Genomic DNA, 24059 nt, shown 5'->3' with positions numbered 1-24059 from the left:
GTTTATTCGATTAACAGTTAGCGTTTATCTTTTAAATTATACCAGGTAGAAGAAGGTAAATACAAATACCCATACGAGGTCTACAAAGTGCCAGTATAAACCTACTTTTTCCACCATTTCATAATGGCCTCTTCTGTCGTATACACCCATCACTGTGTTATAGTATATCAGGAAGTTCAGACACACGCCACTGAATACGTGGAAGCCGTGGAAACCTGTGATAAAGAAGAAGAATGCTGCAAAGTCCGGAGGACCATATTGATTATGCACCAGGTTTGCTCCAAAGAATTTTGTTCCTTCTACAACAGCCTTACCTGCTTCACTTCCGTGAATAAAGTGTGACCACTCCCAAGCCTGGCAGCTCAAGAAACATATACCACCCAGAATTGTCCAGAGCATCCATTTCTCAACGGCTTTACGATCCATACGGTGACCTGCTTCCACTGCCAATACCATAGTTACCGAACTCATGATGAGGATGAAAGTCATGATACCTACGAACACCAGCGGAGCTTCTACTCCATGCAGGAATGGAACTGCTTCGAATACTCTTTCAGGTATAGGCCAATAGTGTTGAGAGAATTTAAAATCGTGTACAGAACCTGTATACACCGGGTGAGCAGAACGCACCAAGCCATAGGTAATAAGGAGTGCTGAAAAGGTAAACGCATCCGACAGCAAAAAGAACCACATCATCAGTTTACCGTAACTGGCACCCATAGGTGATGCTCCGCCATCCCAAGCGCTCCGTCCTGGAGCTGTTGCTACTGAGGTACTTGCCATATTCTAGTTTGAAATTTCAGGTTTAAAGTTTTCTGGTTCAAGGTTTATGTGTGTGTGACTGTCGTTCTTCTATTATTTGTTTAACAGCAGAAAAACGAACAAATATAGCCAAAGAAGATCCAAAAAATGCCAATAGGTGGCACACATTTCTATCTGTGTCATGTTTTTGGAACCTACTTTCAGACGAAAGGCAGACACAAGCACAATGATGAGAAATACTACTCCGCTCACCAAGTGTACTGCGTGTGCTCCGCTTAATACATATACAAAAGAATGCGATACAGGACCTCCGGTAAAATGTTCTTTCATCTCAACCATCTGCCCATACGCCATAAACTGACCGATCACGAAAGCTATTCCGAGAATCGTTGTTATACTCAATGCTACTTTCAGTCTCTCCTGATTGTCCTTCCGTGCAGCACGTACTGCCCAGATCATGGTGGCACTGCTCACCAGAATGATTCCGGTATTTACCCAGAACAGATTCGGCACTACAATCTCCGACCATCCCATGTCGCCACGCTTAACTATATAGGCACTCGTCCATGCACCGAAGAGCATGATCACGGTTGCCATGAAAAGCCACAAGCCAAATTTCTTGGGGTTCATAGCGAGAGGCTTCCTGGCCTCCTCTACTATTTTAATATCTAATGCCATACCGTCTTCTCCTTTCTTCACGTGATCAAATTTTATCTAGTAAGTATGCGATCTGTACGATCGGCAAATACAGGAATGAACCAAACATAATTTTCAGTGCAGCTTTTCTGTCTCCCGATTTCATCAACGAGAAAGTCTGTGCAAAGAACAGTACACCACACACCGTTGCCACGATCGCAGAGTTTACACCGGTAATTCCAAAGGTAGCCGGAAGCATACCCAGCGGTATCAGGAACATGGTATAGATCATGATCTGCACGGCCGTGTTCAAATCTCTTTCTCCGCTGGAAGGAAGTAATTTGAAGCCTGCTTTTTTATAGTCTTCATCGGCAACCCAGGCGATCGCCCAGAAGTGAGGGAACTGCCAGATGAATTGTATGCCAAATATAATAAGTGCTTCGTGTGATATAACACCTGTTGCAGCTGTCCAGCCTAACAGTGGTGGCAATGCACCGGGTATCGCTCCAACAAAAACAGCTATAGGACCTACACGCTTCAAAGGAGTATACACGAAACTATATAACACCATGGATACGACCGAGAGAGCAACGGTCAGAGGGTTGGTATATATTATCAACAACCCTACGCCTGCTATAAAACAAAAAGCTGAAACGATAATGGCTTCATTAACAGAGACACGATCCGTTGGCAGTGGGCGCGACATGGTACGCGTCATCAACTTGTCGAGATCTTTCTCAATGATTTGATTGACGATAACAGAAGATCCTGACAGCATAAACCCACCGATGAATACCATCGTAAGGATAAACCAGTCTATACGTTGAGTCGCGAGTACAAATCCAAATGCACAAGAGAATGCTACCAGGAAAGAAAGTCTGAATTTCAGCAACTCCCAATACGCTTTCAGTTTTGCACTTGCAAATGCAGCTCCCGTCAGTTGATCTATTTGTCCGACTACCATCAGTTTATAACTACAGGTTCTTCTTTTCGATTGAGTTTCAGCAGAAGCATAAACTGCATTCCAAACGTTGCTGTGGCAAGTAGCAAATGCACCGGCTGAAGATAGGGAGGAACAGCAAAGTAAGCCATGCCTGCACCTGTTAAAATGGTGCCCAAAATTAGCACGATTAGAGTAAGGAGGAAAACTTTTGAGCCTTCAGTTTTACGCAAATTCAGGATTAATCCAACATGCAATACCAGCACGATCCACGAGAATGAGCGGTGCAGTACAAACTCCACACCGAGGTTGGCAACCCACTCCTCGCGCGAGGCCCATGATGCTACACGATCAATGGCTTCACGCACTTGCGTACCCAACAAGGTCTGCACAAGTAATACCGCCATGCATACCACCAGCCACCAAAAGCCAATCGTTGAATTTACCACGGTAGCATAACTGCTTCGATGTATCAGATATACCAGCAGTGCTACTATTAACAATGCCAAAAACATATGCACTGTAATAGTCCATGGTGTAAGATTAGTAGAAACAACAAATGAACCTATCCATCCCTGAAAGCTCACCAGCAGAAATGAGAGTAATGCTATTACTGTGAGTCGTGTTTCTGTTTTCCAGAAGCGTATTGAAGAGATGAATACCGCCAATATCAGAAACCCGATTATCACACCTACAATACGATTAAAATACTCGATCCAGGTTTTCGTAGGATTGAAATCATTCTCTGCTAATACCGAAGGATCGTTCAAGAGTTTTTGCGCAGTATCTTCCATGCCTAATGCATTCAGATATTTTGCGAAGCGAACATTCTTCTTCTCGCGATAAGAAGCATATATATCTTTATAGTTAGCCGGAAGATCAGCAACCGTCTTCGGGGGAACCCAATTGCCAAAACACTTCGGCCAGTCAGGACATCCCATGCCTGAGCCAGTACTACGCACAATCCCTCCTACCAGGATCAATACATATACAGCTACCAACGTTGCTATCGTAAGTCTGCGAAAAGACCGCATGGGCTATAAAGTTTAAGGTTTCAGTTTCCAGGTTCCCGTTGTCTGAATGAACAAGGGATCCTGGAACCTGAAACCTTAACTGAATTTTTATTAGTGTTTGTTACCTTCTACTACAATCGCTCCCTCGCCATTGGAAGACTCAAGCTTGATCAGCTCGTTTTCGTGTGGCAGGTTAGACTCTGGTGTTTCAGAGTATGGAATATGCTGCGGAATGAAATCCTCTTTTGCACCAGGCTTGCTATAGTCATATGGCCAGCGATATACAGAAGGGATCTCACCAATCCAGTTACCGTGTCCAGGATTGCGTGGTGTTGTCCACTCCAGTGTGTTCGAGTGCCATGGGTTAGCCGGAGCTAAACGACCACGCCAGATGCTATAGAAGAAGTTGAACAGGAAGATGAACTGAGCAGAGAGTGTAATGATCGCAGCAACTGATACAAGCATGTTCAGATCAGCAAATCCACTGAACGTTTCAAAGTTTGTCCAAGAATAATATCTTCTGGGGAAACCTGCTATCCCAATGTAGTGCATTGGAAAGAACACCATGTAAACACCTACGAAGGTTATCCAGAAGTGAATTTGACCTAAAGTAGAGTTCATCATGCGACCGAACATTTTCGGGAACCAATGATATATACCTGCCAACATACCGAAGAATGATGCACTACCCATTACCAAGTGGAAGTGAGCTACCACAAAGTATGTATCGTGTAATTGAATATCGATAGCCGAGTTACCGAGGAATATACCGGTGATACCACCCGTCAGGAAGAATGATACAAGACCGATCGAGAACAACATGGCAGGCGTAAATACAATGTTACCCTTCCAGAGTGTTGTTACATAGTTAAAGATTTTTACCGCTGAAGGTACCGCAATGATCAGTGTAAGCAGCATGAAGATCGAACCGAGGAACGGATTCATACCGGTTACGAACATGTGGTGCGCCCATACGATGAATGACAGAATCGCGATGAACAACATAGAACCAATCATCGCTTTATAACCGAAGATAGGCTTACGTGAATTGGTTGCTATAATTTCAGATGAAAGACCGAGTGCCGGCAACAATACGATATATACTTCCGGGTGACCGAGGAACCAGAACAGGTGCTGGAACAGGATCGGGCTACCACCATCATGTGCAAGGGCTTCACCACCGATATATATATCCGACAGGTAGAAGCTTGTACCGAAACTGCGATCGAAGATCAACAACAATGCAGCTGCGAATAACACAGGGAAAGAAAGTATACCAATAATTGCAGTGAAGAAGAACGCCCAGATTGTAAGCGGCATGCGTGTAAACGACATACCACGAGTACGCATGTTAATAACTGTTGTGATATAGTTGATACTTCCCAGCAATGAGCTTACAATGAAGAATGCCATTGAAACCAACCACAAGGTCATACCCAAACCAGAACCTTTAATAGCCTGTGGTAATGCGCTCAATGGAGGATAGATCGTCCAACCACCACCTGCAGGACCTGTTTCCAGGAACAGGGATATAAACATGATTACGCTTGACAGGAAGAAGAACCAGTATGAAAGCATGTTCATAAAGCCTGATGCCATATCGCGCGCACCAATTTGCAGCGGAATCAGGAAGTTAGAGAACGTACCGCTCAAGCCGGCTGTCAATACAAAGAACACCATGATAGTTCCGTGCATCGTTACCAGTGCCAGGTAAAATTCCGGATCAAGTTTTCCTTCCGGAGTGATCCATCCACCCAGTACAGGCTTCAACCATTCCAGGTTCATGTTAGGGAAACCAAGCTGCAGACGGAAGATCACCGAAAGTGTTCCTCCGATGAGGGCCCAGAATATACCGGTGATCAGGAATTGCTTTGCAATGATCTTATGATCCTGGCTGAATATATACGTAGTCCAAAAGTTACCTTCATGATGCTCATCATGCTCGTGGCTATGATCATCGTGATGGTGTACGTTTTGATGAATGTGGATATCGGTCGTTGCCATGTCTTGATAATTCTTAGATTCGAAAAAACTCCTCTTATTCTTTCACTGCCGCTACGTTAGCGCCTGGATCTTTCTGCAGACCAGCTTTGATCATAGCAGCCTCTTTCAACTGAGCCGGAACATTTTTCAAATAATCCGGATTCTGCTTCAGCCAAGCTTCCTGAGAAGCTTTCCAGCGATCGTATGATTCTCTGTCTTCAACAACAACCGGCATTCTCATAGAGAAGTGACCTTTACCACATATCTCTGTACAAGCAAGCTCGTAGTTGAAATTAGGGTTACCGGTTTCTGTTCTCATCTCTTCCGTAGTCTTGGTTGCCTTGAATTTAAATTGAGTAGGCATACCTGGCACAGCATCCATCTTCACACGGAAGTGTGGCAGGAATACGCTATGCAGTACATCTTTCGCTCTGATTTTCAAAAGAATTTCTTCGTCTACAGGGAAGTGAAGTTCCAATGATTTAAAATCATCAAATGAATTTTTATCTGTCAGATCAAGACCAAATTCATTTACTGCATCGATCAATTTATAGTTCACCTTTCCAAGTTGATTGTCTTTAGAAGGGTAACGCGCAGTCCAAGCAAACTGCTGCGCTATTATTTCAATAACCTCCGCTTCTTTGGAAGCCGGCGCTGTAATTTCATTCCAGGTACGAAGACCCGTAAAGATCAATACTGCCAATACGATAGCAGGAATAATCGTCCAGGTTAATTCGAGATAGTGATTGTCCGGGAAGAATTTCGCTCTTCTTCCTTCCTGGTAGCGATACTGATAAATGAACGCGAACATCACAATACTGATGATCACAAAAGCTACCACAGTCACTGCCATAGTAATCCAGAACAATGTATCGGTCTTCTTGCCGTGCTCAGAAGCAATCGGCAAAGTATATTCATGAAAATAAGAGAATGAATACCAGAAGAAACCTGCAAGCCCCAACACCAGGAAAACGACAAAGAGCGTGGCATGAACGCCATTGTTTGCTCCCACATAACCTTCCTTCTTTCCTTTCGCAATACCTACCAGGGTGCTGATCCGGAAGATCAGGAACAGGATCGCAAGGACCAGAACAACACCTAGAAAAATGATCAAACTCATCATAGCGTTTTCAATATAATATTAAATGTGGTGATGAAGACTCTCTTGTAACATTGGATCGTTCTTTCCGAACAGCGGCATTTTAGCAAGACCACTCAGTACGACCAGCAGATACGCTGCAGCAAAAATCAATGCCACACCGATCTCCATGAATCCAATTCCTCCTTCGTTTTTCATAACGCCTGGTGTAACCATGTTGAAGAAGTCAAACCAGTGACCGATGATAATGATCGGGCAAACAAGCTTCAGTGTAGATAACTGACGCTTAGCATCCCTTGTCATTAACAACAGGAAGGGAAGAACAAAGTTTACAATCAGGTTGAGGTAGAAGATCCAGCTGTAGGGACTGGTTTTCATACGCTCAACAAAATATACTGTTTCTTCAGGAATGTTTGCGTAGTAGATCAGCAGGAACTGACCAAACCAGATATACGTCCAGAAGATCGAGAATGCAAAGCAGAATTTACCGAGGTCGTGAAGGTGATTTGAATTTACAACCTTAAGGTATCCGGCTGATTTCAGGTGAGCAACAATCAATGTGATCGTTGCAAGACCAGTTACCCACCAGCTGGCAAATACGTACCAACCAAACATTGTAGAGAACCAGTGTGTATCGATACTCATTACCCAATCCCAGGCAGAAACTGAAGAGCTTACACCAAAGAAGATCAGGAATACAGTTGCTACAACGCGGTTCTTATACCAATAGTCATTTGTAGCTTCAAGGTCTTCAGCAAGCATGTTCTTTCTGATCTGCACGAAGAAATAATACCACAGACTGAAGAAAATTACCATGCGGGCAATATAGAAAAGCGGGAACGTGCCACCAGCCAAAGGCCAGAAGAAGAACGGAGCTTTCTTGTTAATGATTTTGTCGAACTGAGGACCTTCTTTATACAGATAGTCGTGTGTCCAGTGGAAAATGTCGTGACTGGTAATGAACCAGAGAACGAGCATCAATATACCTGCTATAGGAATCCAGCGGCCCATAGCAAGCGGTATGCGCTTCACTCCTACTGACCAGCCTGCCTGCGCTGCATACTGAATTGCAACGAAGAATAAACCAATGATACCAAGACCTGTAAAGAACACATTGTTCATCCAGAGTGTGCTGAATAATCTTCTTACCCAGTAAGGCTTTTCATGATGCTCAGCCCCTGCTGCAGCATGTTCGTGGCCTTCAGAAGCAGCACCATGCTGATCTGCTGAAGCAACAAGCTTGCTCGCCTCTGCTACAGCTGCATGACCATGTCCGCCTCCGTGTTCTTCCTGATGACCACCGTTTTTCATGGCGAACACAAGACCTATCAGGAAAACCACTATCCCTACTCCAAGGAGTATGAACAGCTTCTTTCTGGTCTCCGGTCTAAATACATATTGTTCTTCAGCAACTTCTACGTGATGAGCCATTTCCGTTCCGTTATTCGTTTGTCGTTATTTGTTATCCGTTTAAGTTATCACCGTCACCTCAGCTTCATCTAAAGTATCAGACCTGAGGTACCGAACTTATCTATTTTTGTAAGGTCTTTACATACTTCGCGATCTTCCAACGGTCTTCCGGGCTGATCTGCGAACCATGTGCCCACATCAGGCCTTTACCGTGTGTGATCACGTGGAAGATGTGACCTTCTGTAATATCTTTCAATGCACCTGACTTGTAATCAGGAACACCATTGTAATTTCCCTTTTGTGTACCATCGATCTTTACACCGGCAGCTACCTTACCATCACCAGCACCTTTTGGTCCGTGGCAATGATCACAATAAGTTTCATACAATACTTTACCAGCTGCTACAATCTCTGCCGTTGAATCCAGTGGACTCTTCAGATGCGTTGATGCATACGCCAGGCTGTCTTTACCCAAGCGATATGGAAGCCATCCGTTCTTGTTACGGCTTACCGTATTCGGAGCTGGCTCGCGCATGTTCATCCGGTTAGGGTTGAACTTGTTGGAGTTAAAATATTCTGCATGGCCGTCTGGATAATCGATGGATGTTACCCAACGTCCTGCATCTTCATCTACAATTTGAGAGTATGGTTCATAGGCAACAGAGTGATACATGTTAGGTGCATATTCAGTCCCCTGATCTTCACCACCCGCACCGCATGATGTTAGCAGCGCTGCTGCTGAAAGTCCTACGAACAAGCTTGTTACAAAACGCATGGTCAATATTCTATGATTATTCAAAATTCTTTTCGTTTACTTCAGAAGCTCCGGCATCTTTCAGGATGCGTGAAATTTCATCTTTGCTCTTTCCTCCGTTCAATGCCAGATCGATCGCCATTACGTGTTTATCGTCCGTGCTTCTCACATCGAACTGACGTGGCCATCTGTATGGCTTCAGATCACTGATGATCATGAATGTAGCAACCATTCCAAGTGCTGACAGGAGTACTGTCAACTCAAATGTTACTGGTATAAAAGGCGGCAATGATGCAAAGTTTTTACCACCGATGATCATCGGCCAATCGTAACCCAGCATCCATATCTGCATCGTAAGCGCCAAAGATGTTCCGGTAAGACCGAACAAGAAGGCTGCTCTTGGTAGACGTGATTTCTTCAGTCCCAGTGCATCATCTATGCCGTGCACCGGAAATGGTGAGAATACATCATGTATTTTAAGACCAGTTGAGCGTACTTTACCGATGCCATCCAGCAGCACCTCTTCATTATCAAATACGCCTACTACAAAGTTTTTATCTGCATCCATTTTCTTCAAGTCTTAGATTAAGCGTGAACTTCTTCTTTTACATGTGTATCGTGCGACACTTTCTCTGAATCTGATCTCACGATACTCTTTACTTCCGCCATGTTGATTACCGGGAAGAATTTTGCAAAGAGCAGGAACGCTGTAAAGAACAGACCGAATGTGAATACGTATTCACCGATGTCATACATAGTTGGGTGGAACATCGTCCAGCTTGATGGTATATAGTCGCGGTGCAGTGAAGTCACGATGATTACAAAGCGCTCGAACCACATACCGATATTCACAACAATCGAAAGTACAAAGGTTGCTACGATACTTGTTCTGATCTTCTTGATCCAGAAAAGCTGAGGAGAGATTACGTTACAAGTCATCATAGACCAGTAAGACCAGGCATACGGACCTTGCACGCGATTATAGAATGCATATCCTTCGTATTCTACTCCTGAGTACCAAGAGATGAATAACTCAGTGATATATGCTACACCTACGATTGAACCTGTTACGATGATGATGATGTTCATCAATTCAATGTGGTAGATCGTAATATAGTCTTCCAGTTTAAATACGTTACGTGTGATCAGCAACAGTGTCAACACCATCGCGAATCCAGAGAAGATCGCACCGGCAACGAAGTATGGAGGGAAGATTGTAGTGTGCCATCCTGGAATTACTGAAGTCGCGAAGTCCATTGATACGATCGTGTGAACCGACAATACCAGTGGTGTAGAAAGACCCGCAAGGATCAATGCTACCGCTTCGTAGCGCATCCAAGTTTTAGCACCACCTTGCCAACCAAAGCTCAGTGCATTATATACCTGCGCTCTGATATTCTTACCTTGCACTACTGCGCGATCTCGGATCGTAGCAAAGTCAGGGATAAGACCTATATACCAGAATACAAGCGATACAGTAAAGTATGTTGAGATCGCAAATACGTCCCACAAGAGTGGAGAGTTAAAGTTTGCCCAGAGAGATCCGAATGCGTTTGGCAGTGGAAGTGCCCAGTAGAATCCAAGCCACAAACGCCCCATGTGAATGAGCGGGAATGTAGCCGCACAAATAACGGCAAAGATCGTCATCGCTTCTGCCGCGCGGTTAATAGACATTCTCCATTTCTGGCGGAACAGCAACAAGATGGCTGAGATCAGCGTACCTGCGTGACCTATACCAACCCACCACACGAAGTTGGTAATATCCCATGCCCAACCTACTGTTTTATTAAGACCCCACACTCCGATACCATTCCATAGTACTGTACAGACGCAGTAAAATCCGTAAATAAAAAGTACCAGTGAAACAGCCAGCGCCAACCACCATGATCTTGGCGGTTTATTCTCAACGTGCCGACTGATATCGTGCGAAACATCTTTTACCGTTTTACCTCCGGTTACCAGGGGATCGCGAACTGATGACGTAACTTGCATTTATTTTAAAAAGTTATCCGTTATTCGTTATAAGTTATCCAAGTGTGAGTGTGTGGTATTGCTCTTGTATACTATATATACTCAAGCCTACGCTTTCGCAGCATCTTTATTTCTAACCTTCGTGAGGTACCAGATGTTTGGCTTCACGCCAATTTCTTCCAATACCTGATAAGCACGTGGGTTATCAGCAATCTTATCAACACGATGAGGATTTTTCTCATCGAGAGGTCTGATCTTCAGAAGCTGAGATATTTTGCTTTCAGGATTATTAATATCACCGAACACAATAGCACCTGTAGAACAAGCTGCAGAGCATGCTGTTGTTACTTCGCCATCTTTCACGGCTCTTCTCTCCTTCTTAGCAGCAAGTTTACCTGCTTGTATACGTTGCACGCAGAATGAACATTTCTCCATAACACCGCGTGAACGAACCGTTACATCCGGGTTCAATACCATTTTACCAAGGTCTGTATTCATTGCAGGGTTTGCAACTTCGAACTTGCTGTTATCGTGATATTTAAACCAGTTGAAACGTCTTACTTTATATGGACAGTTGTTTGCACAGTAACGTGTACCGATACAACGGTTGTAGGTCATTTGGTTAAGACCTTCTGTGCTGTGTGTTGTTGCTGCTACCGGACATACTGTTTCGCAAGGTGCATTATTACAGTGCTGACACAGCATTGGCTGGAATACAACTTCAGGATTTTCTGAAGCTACTTCAACTCCTCTCCAATCATCAGCAGGAGCATCGCTGCTATAGTAGCGGTCGATACGCAACCAATGCATCTCTCTGCGATTGATCACTTCATCGCGACCAACCAGCGCTACGTTGTTTTCTACGTTACATGCTACCACGCAAGCTGCACAACCTGTACAAGTGTTCAGGTCGATAGCCATTGCCCAGTGATGGTTCTTATACTCATGGCCCTTCCACAATGAAAGTTCGCCAGGAGCTACTTTATGATCTGGTGAAGTCCAGGTAGTAACTTCCGGATGGAAATCACGATCCCAATTCTTGTCTTTATACTCTGTTAGTAAAGTCTCTTGTACAACAGTCTCACGGCCCATATAGGTGTTGTGAGTCTGTGTCTGAGCGATCTGATACGTTTCCGTAGTAGGTTCAAATTTTACATTGGCAGAATAGCTTAATGAACCATTCACCATCCCTACGAAAGGATATATATTCTCTCCTATACCATCAGCAACTTTACCAGCTTTCTTACGTCCGTATCCTACCGGTATACCAATCGTACCAGGAGTCTGACCAGGCTGAACAAGCATTGGTAATTTTACGCTATGACCATCGATAGAGATGGTAGCGTATTTTGTAACGCTTTCAGAGAAATCTATATTCTTGGCATCTTTAGGGGCTACTGTTACATAGTGATCCCAAGTTGCTTTCGTGATCGGATCCGGAAGCTCTTGCAACAACGGGTTGTTGGCTTGTGAACCATTACCGATGTTACCGCTTTCGTAGATTGCCAATTCCCAAGTTCCTGCTTTATAGTTGCTGGCAATTGCATCTGCTGCTGCGCTTACATTACCTGCAAAAGTTACTGCTGTAGCAGCCGCTGCTGGCAATTCATGTACACCATCGTACAGACACTTATCCCAGAAACTCTGGAAGTCAACTGACTGATCTTTGTAGAACCAGTTCTTCCAGTTATTTTTTACAAATTCGAAATAATCAGCTTTAGGTTCGTTCGCCCATACCAACAAGCTCTCTTGTGCAGCGCGTGACTTGAATATAGGTGTGATCGCTGGCTGACCTAAGCTGAAGTGATTTTTCTTCGGCTCAGCATCGTTCCATGCTTCGAGGTAATGATGATCCGGAGCAAGATATTGTGTCTTCTCTGCAGTCTCATCTTCTTTATAGCTTGTAGCAATCGTAAGCTCTACATTCTTCAATGCAGCAGCGATCTTGTCGCCAGCTGGATAATCATATACCGGGTTGCTGTTATAGAAGATCACCGCGTTGATCTTACCAGCTTCCAACTCATTTACAAAGTTAGCAGCAGCAACATCGTCACCCTGACGGAAGTTAACCGGTGTGCTCAGATCGATTGTTGATCCGTAGCTTCCCAGTATATCGTTGATCGCGTTTACGATCACTTGAATTGACTTGTCGTTAGAACCTGCAACGACTAAAGCATTACCACGATTAGCCCACAGCTCTTCAGCAGCTTTAGCAATATTTGCTTTTTCAACACCACCGCTTACAGTAGGGCGACCAGCTTTACCTGCTAACAGGTTATACAACTGAGTGGCTACTGCTCCTTCTTCTGAAGGTTTGATTTGTGTTCTATAATCTGCGTTAGCACCCGTGATAGAGAGGATAGATTCGAACTGATAGTGACGTGACATTTCACGTTTCTCTTCAGTTACTTCACGTGTGAGCGCGTATTGTTTTGTAAACTCAATTGGAGATATCCAGCTTCCGATAAAGTCAGCAGCTATACTTACCACTACTTTTGCTTTACTGAAATCGTAAGAAGGAATAACCGCTGCACCGAAAGACTCTTCGTTGGCTTTTACAATACCGTACGCAGAAGTCTGATCGTACTGAACAACCTGTGTTGTAGGATAGGTTGCTTTGAATTTTTCGATAGCAGCTTTTGTGCTAGGGCTCAGGATCGTGTTGCTCACGATGCGGATCTGACCACCTTTGCCTGAGATCTCATTCAATTTGGCAATTACCTGCTTGTCGAGATCTTCCCAGCTTATTTTATCTTTCTTCTCTGCGCCTGCTTTCGGGCCGCGGAGACGAGCGTTATCGTATAATGACAGAACGGAAGCTTCAACTTGTGCACTGGTTCCTCCTTTTGTTACAGAAGAAAGTGCGTTTCCGTCTATCTTGATCGGACGACCTTCACGTGTTTTAACCACGATACTGGCGTAGTCACCTCCATTAATATAGGTAGAGGCATAGTAGTTCGGCAAGCTAGGGTCAATATCAACCGGCTTGTTAACATACGGGATAGCTTTGCGTACAGGCGCTTCACAAGCAGCCAATGCAACGGCAGACATACCAAAGCCCATCATCTTCAAAAAATCCCTGCGCGAATGTCCCAGGTCTTCTTCCGGACCAGGCTGAGCAAATTCATGATGAGCATTCTTCACAAACTCTGGGTTGTTTGCCAGTTGCTCGATGCCTTTCCAGTATACCTTTTTAGATTCTTCCATTTTAAAGTGAATCGTTATCCGTTATTCAGTTAATCTTATTCTATATATAATCTAAGACGATCTTAGTAGTGACACTTTGAACACTCCAGACCACCGATATCTTCTACTTTCATTGGTGTCTTCTTGGACTTGTTGTGAAGCTCTACAAGATTATCATAATAGGCATTGCCTTTTGTATTGACGTCAGTCTTACGGTGACAGTCGATACACCATCCCATAGTCAATAAAGAGTGCTGACGAACTACATCCATTGTTTCGATCGGACCGTGGCAAGTCTGGCATTCTACACCAGCAACATTTACGTGTTGAGCGTGGTTGAAGTAAGCCAGGTCAGGCAGGTTGTGGATACGAACCCACTCGATTGGCTTATTGGTTTCGTACGCTTTTACGATCTTGCCGATCTCAGTATCTCCTGTAAGAGTACCTGACTTGATCTGGTTGTGGCAGTTCATACAGATATTTACAGAAGGTATAGTAGCGTTCTTGTTTTTCATGGCACCTACGTGGCAATACTTACAGTCGATCTCGTATTGACCCGCGTGGATTTTGTGAGAGAAGGCGATTGGTTGCTTCGGAGCATAACCTCTCTGAACACCTACTGAATACAAGCCGTTGATCACAGCTTTGAAACCAAGTGCAGCGGTAATGAATACTACTACGAATACAAACCCGCGGCTTCTGAAGATTGAGCTACCGGTAACAGCAGGCTCAACAATATCTTTCTCTTCTTCTGAAAGAGTTTTCTGATCGAGGAAACGCTTGAGGGCAGACACCAAAAATCCAAGTACTACTAACAGCAGTATCAGGATGATGACCATACCAACCAGTATAACGTTGAGGTATGTAGAAGAAACTCCATCCTGTTGAGCTGCCACCGCCTGTCCAGGTGTACCTTGATCAGGACCTTTTTCAGGACCTTTATCAGTTTCTGATTTTACATACGCCAGAATGTTCATGATGTCTTCATCTTTGAAAGAAGAGAAGGCCGTCATTTGCGTTTTGTTGTTATCAGCATACAGCTTTACTGCGTATGCATCTCCACTGGCAATTACAGCTGATGAGTTCTTTACAAAAGACTTGATCCAGTCAATGGATGGTGTGCGATCATAAACACCGGCCAATGCTGGACCAACTAATTTTTGATGTACTCTGTGGCAAGCCTTACAGTTCGCATTAAACAACGCCTGACCTGCGCTGATAGCAGCAGCATCTTTCGAAATTTCCTGGGCGTGAGATGTAAAACTAATTAATGCGAAAACGAGGACTAGAGTAAGGGACTTGCAAGCGGAAGAAGTGAAATGTTTTATCATGTTAGGTTCAATGTCCGTTTTCAAAACAAGCGGCACAAATCTACTATCGGAACTCATTTTTTCAAATTTATTTGATTCGTTGCGCAATAAATAATGATGAAAATCTTACCTCAAATGGGGTTTTGAGAGCTGTCATCCACTGCGCGCGAAGGTATAAACGGAATGCGAAGTTGATATAGAATTTATATAATAAAATGTAATTTAGAATGATTCTTAAAAACCTCTTTCCTACACCTCTCGTTTCAGCCACTTCCCCTCTTCATACAAGGGCTTATCGTCAGAGATTTCGTTAAGTTTTTTTAAAGGAATTAGCCCTCAATTTCTCTTCATCCGTTACGACTTCTTTCTGAAAATCAGGTCAGCTTGTTGTGTAGCGATAACCCGGTTGAAAAGCTCTTTAATAAAATGATACTCTTCAGAGGAAAAGAACGTACGCGATATCTGCAGTGAACTGTTTAAGGTAAGACGATTGCCTACGTTTTGAACTTCGTATAGATACCGGCCTCCGCTGTTAGGCAAAGCCAAACCAACTTTCTGTGGAAGCTCTATCACTTCATAGTTGCCGGGATACTCCAGGTTCAAAATAAGTGATTCATCAGGCGACACACCAAAGTCTACCGGGTACAAGCGCTCTGCTGACTTGAATGGATTCTGTTGCCATTTCCCTATAATAAAAGGACTAAACAAAAGATTGGAGGCATTCATGTTACCATACCCCGACATCTCTATATCCAGTTTTAGTACTAGCGGTTTACTCAGCTCTTCGGCGTTTTCAATTTTATAGTTCTTGATCTCCAGGTCAGTCATCTTTTTGGAGAGCTCGGTAATAAACCCCTGCTCACTCCCAGCCCTATAGATCTCCTTTCGCTTGGCCAGCGCTTCATATCCTGTAAAGCTTGCCTGTATAGTTCCGGTAAACACGCCATCATCTCCCAGCTTCAGACTGATCATGGTGATCTGCTTGGATTTTTCTCCCGGCTTCAATTCATACCAGTACGATTCCTTCTCTCCTAATACACGTCCTTTTCCGTTGAGGCATTGCTTAGCGATAAGACCAAACGGAAGAAAGTCGTCCGTGGCATCGAGCAGGTATACTTTATCATTTACGTTGAGCTTGGCTACAACATAATTGAAGTCGCTAAGCACCGGGTGAAGCTCGGTAGGAAATCCATTGTCGCGGGTAGATAAGATTACCGGCTCTACATTCAACCCTGCATACTTGAGCGCTGCTACAAGCGACAAGTTGATGTCACCTACATTTCCGGATTGCTTATCAAAAGCTTTCTTGATACCGAACTCGCTCATCATACCATATACATCGTCCCAACGATACCAGCTTTTAATAAAATCATATACCTTCTTCGCTTTATTCAACGGATCGGTCTCCCCTGCCACGAGCAACGTTACGTGCTCATCCACTATATCTTTTCCGCGCTTCAGTTGCACTCCAAACTTGTCATCCTTCCGAAGTTCTTCCTCCACATCTTTCCATTCTTTGGTAATCTTATCCGTGCGACCATCAAAATAATTTACTTCCGATAGTTCGAAGTTTATCATGGAGAGAAGATTCGACTTGGCGGTCATATACTCTTCTTCTTTAAAAGCAGGAATATTCTCCATGCCCCATTTAAATCGCGCACAGTTTGCCACGTTGCCTCCGCCTGGTGAAAAGCAGTCGCGCACTACTTCATTTTCATTCTTAGAAAGCTTGAGATAACCTTTCAATGAAATGTTGAACACAAAATTACCGGGTATAGAGGCCCAGTATTCGCTCTTCATTTTCGGAATGTCGTCTTGAAATTCCCAGTTACGAAAGTTGAATATAAAAGGAGACTCAATAACATACATCACATCGATTACACTGCCTACACGCACATTGGGTATAGCAAACTTGGCTACATCCCAGCGCTTGTTAAAGTTCTCTTTGAATATATTCTTACTATCCAGCTTCGTCTCCTTCATCGAGCCGTTCTCGTAATTAAAGCTGGATGCTTTTATTGATCGTATCAATTCAATTTTACTCTCACCTTTATAGAGCGGTATCTCGATCGTTCCTTTTTCAATCCCTTGTCGTTTCAGAATCTTGATCTTGGTGTGATACTCAAACAACAGGTTATGATAATTACCATTGTCGATATAGGCTTCGCCAAATTCATTCAGTACAACGGCTACAGCCGATGTATCTTTTTCATATCCGGTAATATCCAGTTCGCGATACGTAACCTGACCAAAGGGAAACCCATGATCCTGGGCAGTAGCAGAAATAACAACAACAACCAGCAGACAAAGTAAAGAGTATCTCATACAAGAGTGATCAGGTTAGGATTGCAAGATAACGATAGATGTGTTTGATGCCGATATATAGGTATGTTTATGTTCCAAAATATTAGCGATAGCGTTGTATTTCTCTACACATATTCTGCTGTAGATCTATACTTTCAAAAGTTTGAATGCATGCGTCCACTGATTATTCAGAAAACCGGGGATACACCAGAGTATACATAGCGGTTCAATAGCGCGAGCTGATTCTGCTTTTCCAAAATCGGCAACATCCCAACCGAATTGTTCCAGTATCTGCGTGGCTTCGTTTTTAGCAGCTTCGTTATCTCCACAGATAAACATCGTTGGTTTTCCATCGGTAAAAGCAGGATTTACCATTCGCGCACTGCCTACACAGTTAAACGCTTTTACAAAATGTACTGCCGGAGCTTTTTGCTGCAGACGTTCGAGCAATGAATCATCCAGTGTAGTAAAGAATTTCAACACACCCTGATGGGGTGGAACTTCGGCTATAGGATTGGTTGTATCCAGCACCGTTTTACCATGCAATACAGAAGCAAGCTCTCCAATTATACTCACTGCAGCATCGCCTTTTACAGCCAGCACCATTACGTCACCAAATGTTGCGGCCTCTTCAAAATTTCCTACATGCGCATTAGCACCGGCTCTATATTTCCAGTCACCGAGCTTCGCAGGATTGCCGGTACCGATCGTAACAGCATATCCATGTTTAAGAAAACCATTGGCAAGTACCTGACCTACCTGGCCCGAACCGAGTATTCCGATCTTTCTGGTCATAGCTTTATACGATTATGGTTGATATGAGAATATACCTTACAGCGACACACCTAATATAAAAAGTTTGTTCTGCATGCTTATTCAATTTTTGTTAACAATTTTTGAGCATGAAAATCGGACTGCTTTCTGATACGCACAGTTTTCTTGATCCTAAAGTGTTTGACTACTTCCGCGACTGCGATGAGATATGGCATGCCGGAGATATAGGTGAGCGAGCGATTACCGATGCACTGGAAAAATTCAAACCGCTGCGCGCTGTGTTTGGTAACATTGATGACAAGATTTTGCAGGCGCTATATCCGGAAGATCTGCATTTTACCTGCGAAGGTTTCATCGTCTGGATGACGCACATTGGCGGGGCACCACCTAACTATAATCCGCGTGTGAAGAAAATACTGAAGCAACAGACACCGGATATATTTATCTGTGGACACTCACATATACTGCGGGTAAAACGCGATGATAATTTTAACAACATGCTTTATCTGAATCCCGGTGCCGCAGGCAATCACGGCTTTCATCATATCAAAACCATTATGCGATTTGAACTGGTGAAGAAAGAAGTAAAGAATATGGAAGTGATTGAACTGGGTAAGCGTGGAGCATTGACGTGAATCGTTAACGGTTAATTGTTACCCGTTAATGCAAGTAGTAAGCTGATGAAAGAGTAGAGACGAAAGTTGAAAGATGGGAAGTCCGGAAGCATTGGCCTTCTGAGCTTTGTGTGATTGAATTTCCTCACACGCTTAACGAATAACAACTAACGGATAACGTATAATCAGAAACGATAGCGAAGCGCTAGCCCGTTACCCTTCAAATCGAACGATACGGTTTGCTCGCCTTCGTGTTGCTCCATATAGCGCTTGTACTTCTTGGCACCTTTGGTCCAGAGAATTACACCGGGTATACTCATACCCAACCCACCGGCAATCATTACTATACCCAGCGCAGCTTTAGGGTCGCCTTCTTCGTATGTTCCGTTATTGGTTGTTGTAGTGGTATAATAAGTTTCATCTGCACTGCTGAATACGATGACGCCACCGATCAGCATAGCACCACCCAGAATGGTAAGCGTGCGTCCTGCATTGCGCATGCGTAAGCCAGGAGGCATAAATACCTTATAGGTACCTTCTCCCTGTGGTTTTACAACGATAGGGCTGGTGGCCGCAACAGTAGTTGATTTTTCAAGCGATGCGAATGTCTGATTATACTGCGCACTAACCGGCACAGCTATAATCAAGACTAACAGGGCAAGTAAAAAAGCCTTCATAAACAGGATTAGCTCAGGGGTTCAACGCAGAATCAGAAACTCTGACTATACGTACTGGTTCAGCATCACCGGCATTACCAGCATCAGTATATCTTCGCTCTCGTCTTTTTCTACAGGCAGAATTACACCGGCTTTGTTAGGAGCAGACATCGTGAGTCTGATCTTGTCTGAGTCAAGGTTGGTAAGCATCTCGATCAAGAACTTCGCGTTGAAGCCAATCTCGATATCTTCACCTTCGTGTTCACAGCTCAGTCTTTCGTTTGCTTCGTTAGAGAAGTCAAGATCTTCTGCTGATATCTGAAGTTCACTTCCTGTGATTTTCAGGCGAACCTGGTGTGTCGTTTTGTTCGCGTAGATAGAGATACGTTTCAGCGCGCCAAGCAGGTCGTTGCGCTCAATCGTCATCTTGATATTATTACCGGAAGGAATTACGTTGTCGTAGTCAGGGAAACGCTCATCGATCAGGCGGCAGATCATTTTGATATTGCCGAACTTGAAGAACGCGTTCGACATGTTGAAATTCAGGCTCACATCGGTATTCTCAGAAGGTAAGGTAGCCTTCAACAGGTTAAGGGCCTTGCGAGGTATAATGATAGAATTGCCATTGTCTGATTTTACATCAGCTCTTCTGTAACGCACCAGGCGGTGACCATCTGTTGCAACAAATGTTGTATTCTTATCACCGAGATTTACATATACACCCGTCATGGCAGGGCGAAGCTCATCGTTGCTGGTAGCAAAGATGGTGTTGTTCACCGCGCGCGATAAAACTTCGGTAGAGATTTCGGCAGAGAAGTCGTTCGAAACGGTTGGTACTTTCGGGAAGTCTGTAGCATTCTCACCGGAAAGTTTATAGCGACCGTTGTCAGAAATAATCTCAACACTATAGGTAGAGTCATCTATTGAAAATGTAACAGGCTGCTCAGGCAGGTTCTTGAGTGTATCCAATAAGATACGTGCCGGTACCGCGATGCTTCCTTTTTCTTTCGACTCCACCTGGATATCCGTGATCATGGAAGTCTGAAGATCAGAAGCGGTAACTGTCAAACTTCCTTTTTCCAGTTCAAACAAGAAATTCTCCAGAATGGGTACTACCGGATTAGTGGTAATAACGCCATTGATATTAGACAGTTGCTTCAGCAGGTAAGCAGAGTTAACGATGAACTTCATTCTTGAAAAAGTGTTTGAGGTTTGTTTAAAGCGGCGGTAAAGTTATAAAGAAAACCGAATTATAAAACGAACAGACAAAATGCAAAAAAACCAGTAATTCCGAAATCACTTGCCGAAATATCTTTTCGGACGCAGCAAACCTCTGATTTTATTTTCCTGCAGCACCGCCCACGCATCGCCTGACTGTACAAAATATTTTTGTTTTTTAATGGGCGGAAAAATTCTCAGCGAATATTCATGATCGCCAATATCGCGGATCGTTAAGGTCATTACCGGTTTTGTTTTACCCAGACTATCAAGCTCCGGTGTAGTGGTAACATACTCATCTACTGTGAGTAGCGATACAGCATCAAGATAATTGTTGAGCTTCGCAGTGTCGGATTCAATTCCGGTTACGCCAAAAAAGTTATCGTCCATCTGCACGAGAAAATTATCGGTTGGACTCGCAGGAAAATTTGCTTCGAGATTTTTGAAGTTCCGCCAGTTAAATCCGAACACATATTTATCGCGCCATCCGTTTTCGGGCAATTCAAAAATTCCGGATACATAAACACGATATCCGGGAATTGTCATGATATAGGGAGTTTCACCCGCTTTGCGGAAAAATGCCTGTGTTTTCCGATCGTTTCCTCCGGCATAGAATTGCTCCACCACATTGCTCCCTACCAGCAGTGACACCTTCACGCCATTTTTCTCGACTGCCTTACCTACCGAGTCTTGCAACGATATAGCTACCGGCCGCTTCGGCTCTGCCTTCAGGAGTGTAGCAAACAACACCTCCACCATCGCGCGGTCGGCATTATAGGTATTATTTACCCGCCAGGCCGATCCCATAAATTTCAGATCAACTTTGCCTGCCGGAGATTCCAGTATAATTTCATTTACTGATTTTAGATCGGCATAATGGAACGTGTCTTTATCCACCTGGAATGAAGTATTTCTTTTGCCATACCAATATATACCTCCCGTTACCAGCAATAACGCGATCAGTGTAAGCAACAACCGTTTATTCTTTTTCTCCTGCATATCAGAATCGGGCAAATTTATTTCTTCTCCAATACGCACGTAGTACACCGAATACAATTACGAGTAAAACAGGAATGCCGAGGTTGATCACCTGCCATTTTACTTTCTCCTGTTTTATTTTTTCACGATCCAGCGGACGAATCTTTATCTGTTTGCTGCGCGCCTGTATCAATCCATTCTCTTCGGTTAAATAGGCCAGTGTATTCATCAGCAATTCGCGGTTGGCAAAAGTATAATTAGTGAACGGATAGAATCCGAGCGGCTGCGGTTGCCTGCTCCTCGGATTTATATCGTTGCGCACTATATCGCCATCGGCAATAACGACCAATCGTGTAGGTATACTTTTTTCAATGATGGGTGTTTGTTCTATCCCTTCCGGTATAAATCTGTTTTTAAAGAGCGAAGTAAAATTACCCTCCAGTAAATATCCCACGGGTATAAAACTCTTCGAGAAATCTTCAGCCTTCACATTTTTCCTTAACTCGTTTACGCTCACATTTACCGGGGCAGTGATGGCCCGACTATATTGAGAGGTAGTCAGGAGAGGAATCTTGTGTATACCTGGCGCCTTCACGGTATCAATACTGCTCACAAATCGCGTAAGCACAGCATCGAGGTTTCGTGTTACCGGATGATCGGCATAATGATTAATGAGTGGATAGAATGGCCAGTCGATCAATTGCATCTGCGGCTTCCCTCCTGCATCACCGGTAACAATCGGATAAGGTGCCGCACTTTGATCCTGAATCAGATCCGGATTTATACGAACACCATATTTAAAAAGCTGATCATCCAGATTGAGATCGTAGGGTATAGCGAGGTAATCATTACGCGAAGCACTGTCCATACTCGCATCCAGTTTATCGAGCAGGAACATTACTTTGCCACCCTGCATAATATACTGGTCGAGTCTGAATTTATCCTGCTGCGAAAATGCCGTGCGCGGCTTCGCTATGATTAATGCATCGTATTTTTTCAGATCAGCAGTTCTGCCCATATCTACTTTATATACATCGTATACTTCCAGCAGATCGTTGTTAAAGCTGGCAAGGTCTGCATCTTCCAGTTCGTTATGTCCTGTTACAAAGCCGATGCGTTTACGATCGCTGTTTGATAATTTATAGATCGTGTTGATCAGTTCGAACTCAACATTCTCAATAGACTGGTTGATCCGCTCGTCCGAAGTTTTAGCCGTGCTGCCTTTCAGCAACATCAAACCGGTTTCCATACCTCCTACTGAAACAACGGCTCCCGGGAAAATGATTTTCTCTACGCGCTGACCATCTTTGGTATCAATAACATTGGTTGGCTGAATACCGCGGCTTGCCAGGTCGTTCATAAACTCAGCCTGCGCTTTCTGTCCTTGTGCTATAGCGGGGTTGGTAAATATATAGTGTACCTTGTTACCCGAATATACCCGAAACTCTTCTAACGTTTCTTTGATCGATTTCTGAAATCTGCGGAAGCCTGCATTCAGTTCGCCTTCCAGGTATACTTCAATATATACTTCATCTTCCAGGTTTTGAAGAATGGCGCGGGTCTGTGGTTTTATACTATAGCGTTTCTCTTCGGTAAGATCTACACGAAAGAAGAATTGAGCGGCCAGCAAATTAATCAGCACCACCAGCACCACACCGTTGGCAAACAAAAGATAGTCTCCCAGTTTTCTGCTTTTCCAGTTTACCATTGTCTGCTGCCCAGGATTAGTTTTGTAACCGATAACAACAGGAAGGCTACACTGAAGAAATATAGCACATCACGACTATCAATCAGTCCTTTACTCAACGATTCGTAGTGATATAGTATACCGAGTTGCTTGATGAACAATGTATAGTCTGACCACACATTGAGTGATGCCAGCGATTCGAAACCCGAAAAAAGTATAAAGCAAAGAAATGCTGCCACAATAAAGGCAACGATCTGGTTAGGCGTAATCGATGAGGCAAATATACCAATCGAACAAAACACACCGCCCAGCAAGCATAAACCTATATAAGAACCTGCTATACCGGCTGTATCTATATTCCCTGTCGGATTACCCAATTGGTATACTGAAAAATAATATAGCAGTGTAGGGATCAACGCTACCACTACCAGGCAGAGGCTCGCGAAAAATTTACCGAGTATAACATCCCAGTCGCTCAGCGGCTTGGTCATGAGTAACTCCATGGTGCCCGCTTTCTTTTCTTCGGCAAAGCTGCGCATGGTGATAGCCGGTATAAGAAAGATAAATACATAAGGGCCGAGCGAGAAGAGCGTATCCATATCGGCATAGCCATACGACAGCACAGATGTTTCGGGAAACACCCACATAAGCAATCCTATGCCCATGAGGAAAACACCAATAACCACATAGGCAATGAGGGAGTTTAAAAAACTGCTAAATTCTTTGGATAGTACCTGAAGCATGGATCAAAAACGCTGCAAAGT

Annotated in this window: 20 protein-coding genes; 1 reads left to right on the top strand and 19 read right to left on the bottom strand. The window is 43.8% G+C overall.

Features of this window, described 5'->3' with window-relative positions:
• Nucleotides 1–36: 36 nt before the first annotated feature.
• The 14 genes from VIN08_RS06130 to VIN08_RS06065 form a co-directional block, all read right to left on the bottom strand.
• Nucleotides 37–783 carry a cytochrome c oxidase subunit 3 gene (locus tag VIN08_RS06130; RefSeq protein ID WP_331961781.1) on the bottom strand — a complete coding sequence of 249 codons (747 nt, stop codon included), beginning with the start codon at nucleotides 781–783 and terminating at the stop codon, nucleotides 37–39.
• 72 nt (nucleotides 784–855) lie between these two features.
• Nucleotides 856–1461, bottom strand: coding sequence for a cytochrome c oxidase subunit 3 (locus tag VIN08_RS06125; protein ID WP_331961778.1), 606 nt, complete (start codon nucleotides 1459–1461; stop codon nucleotides 856–858).
• 4 nt (nucleotides 1462–1465) lie between these two features.
• Complete coding sequence (gene cyoE, locus VIN08_RS06120) at nucleotides 1466–2362, bottom strand: heme o synthase (protein ID WP_331961775.1); 897 nt, start codon at nucleotides 2360–2362, stop codon at nucleotides 1466–1468.
• A complete protein-coding gene (locus tag VIN08_RS06115; protein ID WP_331961772.1) occupies nucleotides 2362–3372 on the bottom strand; it encodes a COX15/CtaA family protein in 1011 nt (336 codons plus the stop codon). Before VIN08_RS06115 ends, cyoE begins: the two co-directional genes overlap by 1 nt.
• Nucleotides 3373–3462: 90 nt before the next feature.
• Entirely contained in the window at nucleotides 3463–5355 is a 1893-nt protein-coding gene (locus VIN08_RS06110) for a cytochrome c oxidase subunit I (protein ID WP_331961769.1), read from the bottom strand.
• Between the two features lie 34 nt (nucleotides 5356–5389).
• Complete coding sequence (locus VIN08_RS06105) at nucleotides 5390–6457, bottom strand: cytochrome c oxidase subunit II (protein WP_331961766.1); 1068 nt, start codon at nucleotides 6455–6457, stop codon at nucleotides 5390–5392.
• Nucleotides 6458–6475: 18 nt separating this feature from the next.
• Nucleotides 6476–7864, bottom strand: coding sequence for a quinol:cytochrome C oxidoreductase (locus VIN08_RS06100; protein WP_331961763.1), 1389 nt, complete (start codon nucleotides 7862–7864; stop codon nucleotides 6476–6478).
• Between the two features lie 100 nt (nucleotides 7865–7964).
• Entirely contained in the window at nucleotides 7965–8618 is a 654-nt protein-coding gene (locus tag VIN08_RS06095) for a cytochrome c (RefSeq protein ID WP_331961760.1), read from the bottom strand.
• Nucleotides 8619–8634: 16 nt separating this feature from the next.
• Nucleotides 8635–9165, bottom strand: a complete 531-nt coding sequence (locus VIN08_RS06090) for a DUF3341 domain-containing protein (RefSeq protein WP_331961758.1) — start codon at nucleotides 9163–9165, stop codon at nucleotides 8635–8637.
• 17 nt (nucleotides 9166–9182) lie between these two features.
• Complete coding sequence (gene nrfD, locus VIN08_RS06085) at nucleotides 9183–10589, bottom strand: NrfD/PsrC family molybdoenzyme membrane anchor subunit (RefSeq protein WP_331961756.1); 1407 nt, start codon at nucleotides 10587–10589, stop codon at nucleotides 9183–9185.
• Nucleotides 10590–10676: 87 nt separating this feature from the next.
• Nucleotides 10677–13775 (bottom strand): TAT-variant-translocated molybdopterin oxidoreductase, encoded by a 3099-nt coding sequence (locus tag VIN08_RS06080; RefSeq protein WP_331961753.1) that lies wholly within the window; start codon nucleotides 13773–13775, stop codon nucleotides 10677–10679.
• 62 nt (nucleotides 13776–13837) lie between these two features.
• Nucleotides 13838–15085 carry a c-type cytochrome gene (locus tag VIN08_RS06075; protein ID WP_331961750.1) on the bottom strand — a complete coding sequence of 416 codons (1248 nt, stop codon included), beginning with the start codon at nucleotides 15083–15085 and terminating at the stop codon, nucleotides 13838–13840.
• Nucleotides 15086–15418: 333 nt separating this feature from the next.
• Nucleotides 15419–17389: a hypothetical protein gene (locus VIN08_RS06070; RefSeq protein ID WP_331961747.1), complete on the bottom strand. Its 1971-nt coding sequence runs from the start codon at nucleotides 17387–17389 to the stop codon at nucleotides 15419–15421.
• A 126-nt stretch (nucleotides 17390–17515) separates the two neighbouring features.
• Nucleotides 17516–18163, bottom strand: a complete 648-nt coding sequence (locus tag VIN08_RS06065; protein WP_331961744.1) for an NADPH-dependent F420 reductase — start codon at nucleotides 18161–18163, stop codon at nucleotides 17516–17518.
• Nucleotides 18164–18270: 107 nt separating this feature from the next.
• Between VIN08_RS06065 and VIN08_RS06060 the strand changes: the two genes are divergently transcribed.
• Nucleotides 18271–18777, top strand: coding sequence for a metallophosphoesterase family protein (locus VIN08_RS06060; protein WP_331961741.1), 507 nt, complete (start codon nucleotides 18271–18273; stop codon nucleotides 18775–18777).
• Between the two features lie 164 nt (nucleotides 18778–18941).
• Here VIN08_RS06060 and VIN08_RS06055 read toward each other — a convergent pair whose 3' ends face one another.
• The 5 genes from VIN08_RS06055 to gldF form a co-directional block, all read right to left on the bottom strand.
• Nucleotides 18942–19433, bottom strand: a complete 492-nt coding sequence (locus VIN08_RS06055; RefSeq protein ID WP_331961738.1) for a hypothetical protein — start codon at nucleotides 19431–19433, stop codon at nucleotides 18942–18944.
• A 45-nt stretch (nucleotides 19434–19478) separates the two neighbouring features.
• Nucleotides 19479–20603 carry a DNA polymerase III subunit beta gene (gene dnaN / locus VIN08_RS06050; protein WP_331961735.1) on the bottom strand — a complete coding sequence of 375 codons (1125 nt, stop codon included), beginning with the start codon at nucleotides 20601–20603 and terminating at the stop codon, nucleotides 19479–19481.
• 105 nt (nucleotides 20604–20708) lie between these two features.
• Nucleotides 20709–21629 (bottom strand): DUF4340 domain-containing protein, encoded by a 921-nt coding sequence (locus VIN08_RS06045; RefSeq protein ID WP_331961732.1) that lies wholly within the window; start codon nucleotides 21627–21629, stop codon nucleotides 20709–20711.
• Between the two features lies 1 nt (nucleotide 21630).
• Nucleotides 21631–23316 carry a gliding motility-associated ABC transporter substrate-binding protein GldG gene (gene gldG / locus VIN08_RS06040; protein ID WP_331961729.1) on the bottom strand — a complete coding sequence of 562 codons (1686 nt, stop codon included), beginning with the start codon at nucleotides 23314–23316 and terminating at the stop codon, nucleotides 21631–21633.
• Nucleotides 23310–24038, bottom strand: a complete 729-nt coding sequence (gene gldF / locus VIN08_RS06035) for a gliding motility-associated ABC transporter permease subunit GldF (protein ID WP_331961727.1) — start codon at nucleotides 24036–24038, stop codon at nucleotides 23310–23312. The genes gldG and gldF overlap by 7 nt, the downstream gene beginning before the upstream one ends.
• Nucleotides 24039–24059 lie beyond the last annotated feature (21 nt).

It is taken from the genome of Ohtaekwangia sp. (assembly GCF_036568665.1).
GTDB lineage: Bacteria > Bacteroidota > Bacteroidia > Cytophagales > Cyclobacteriaceae > Ohtaekwangia.
Note: the sequence above shows the minus strand (reverse complement) of the source record. Positions and strands in the feature narration are given on the sequence as shown.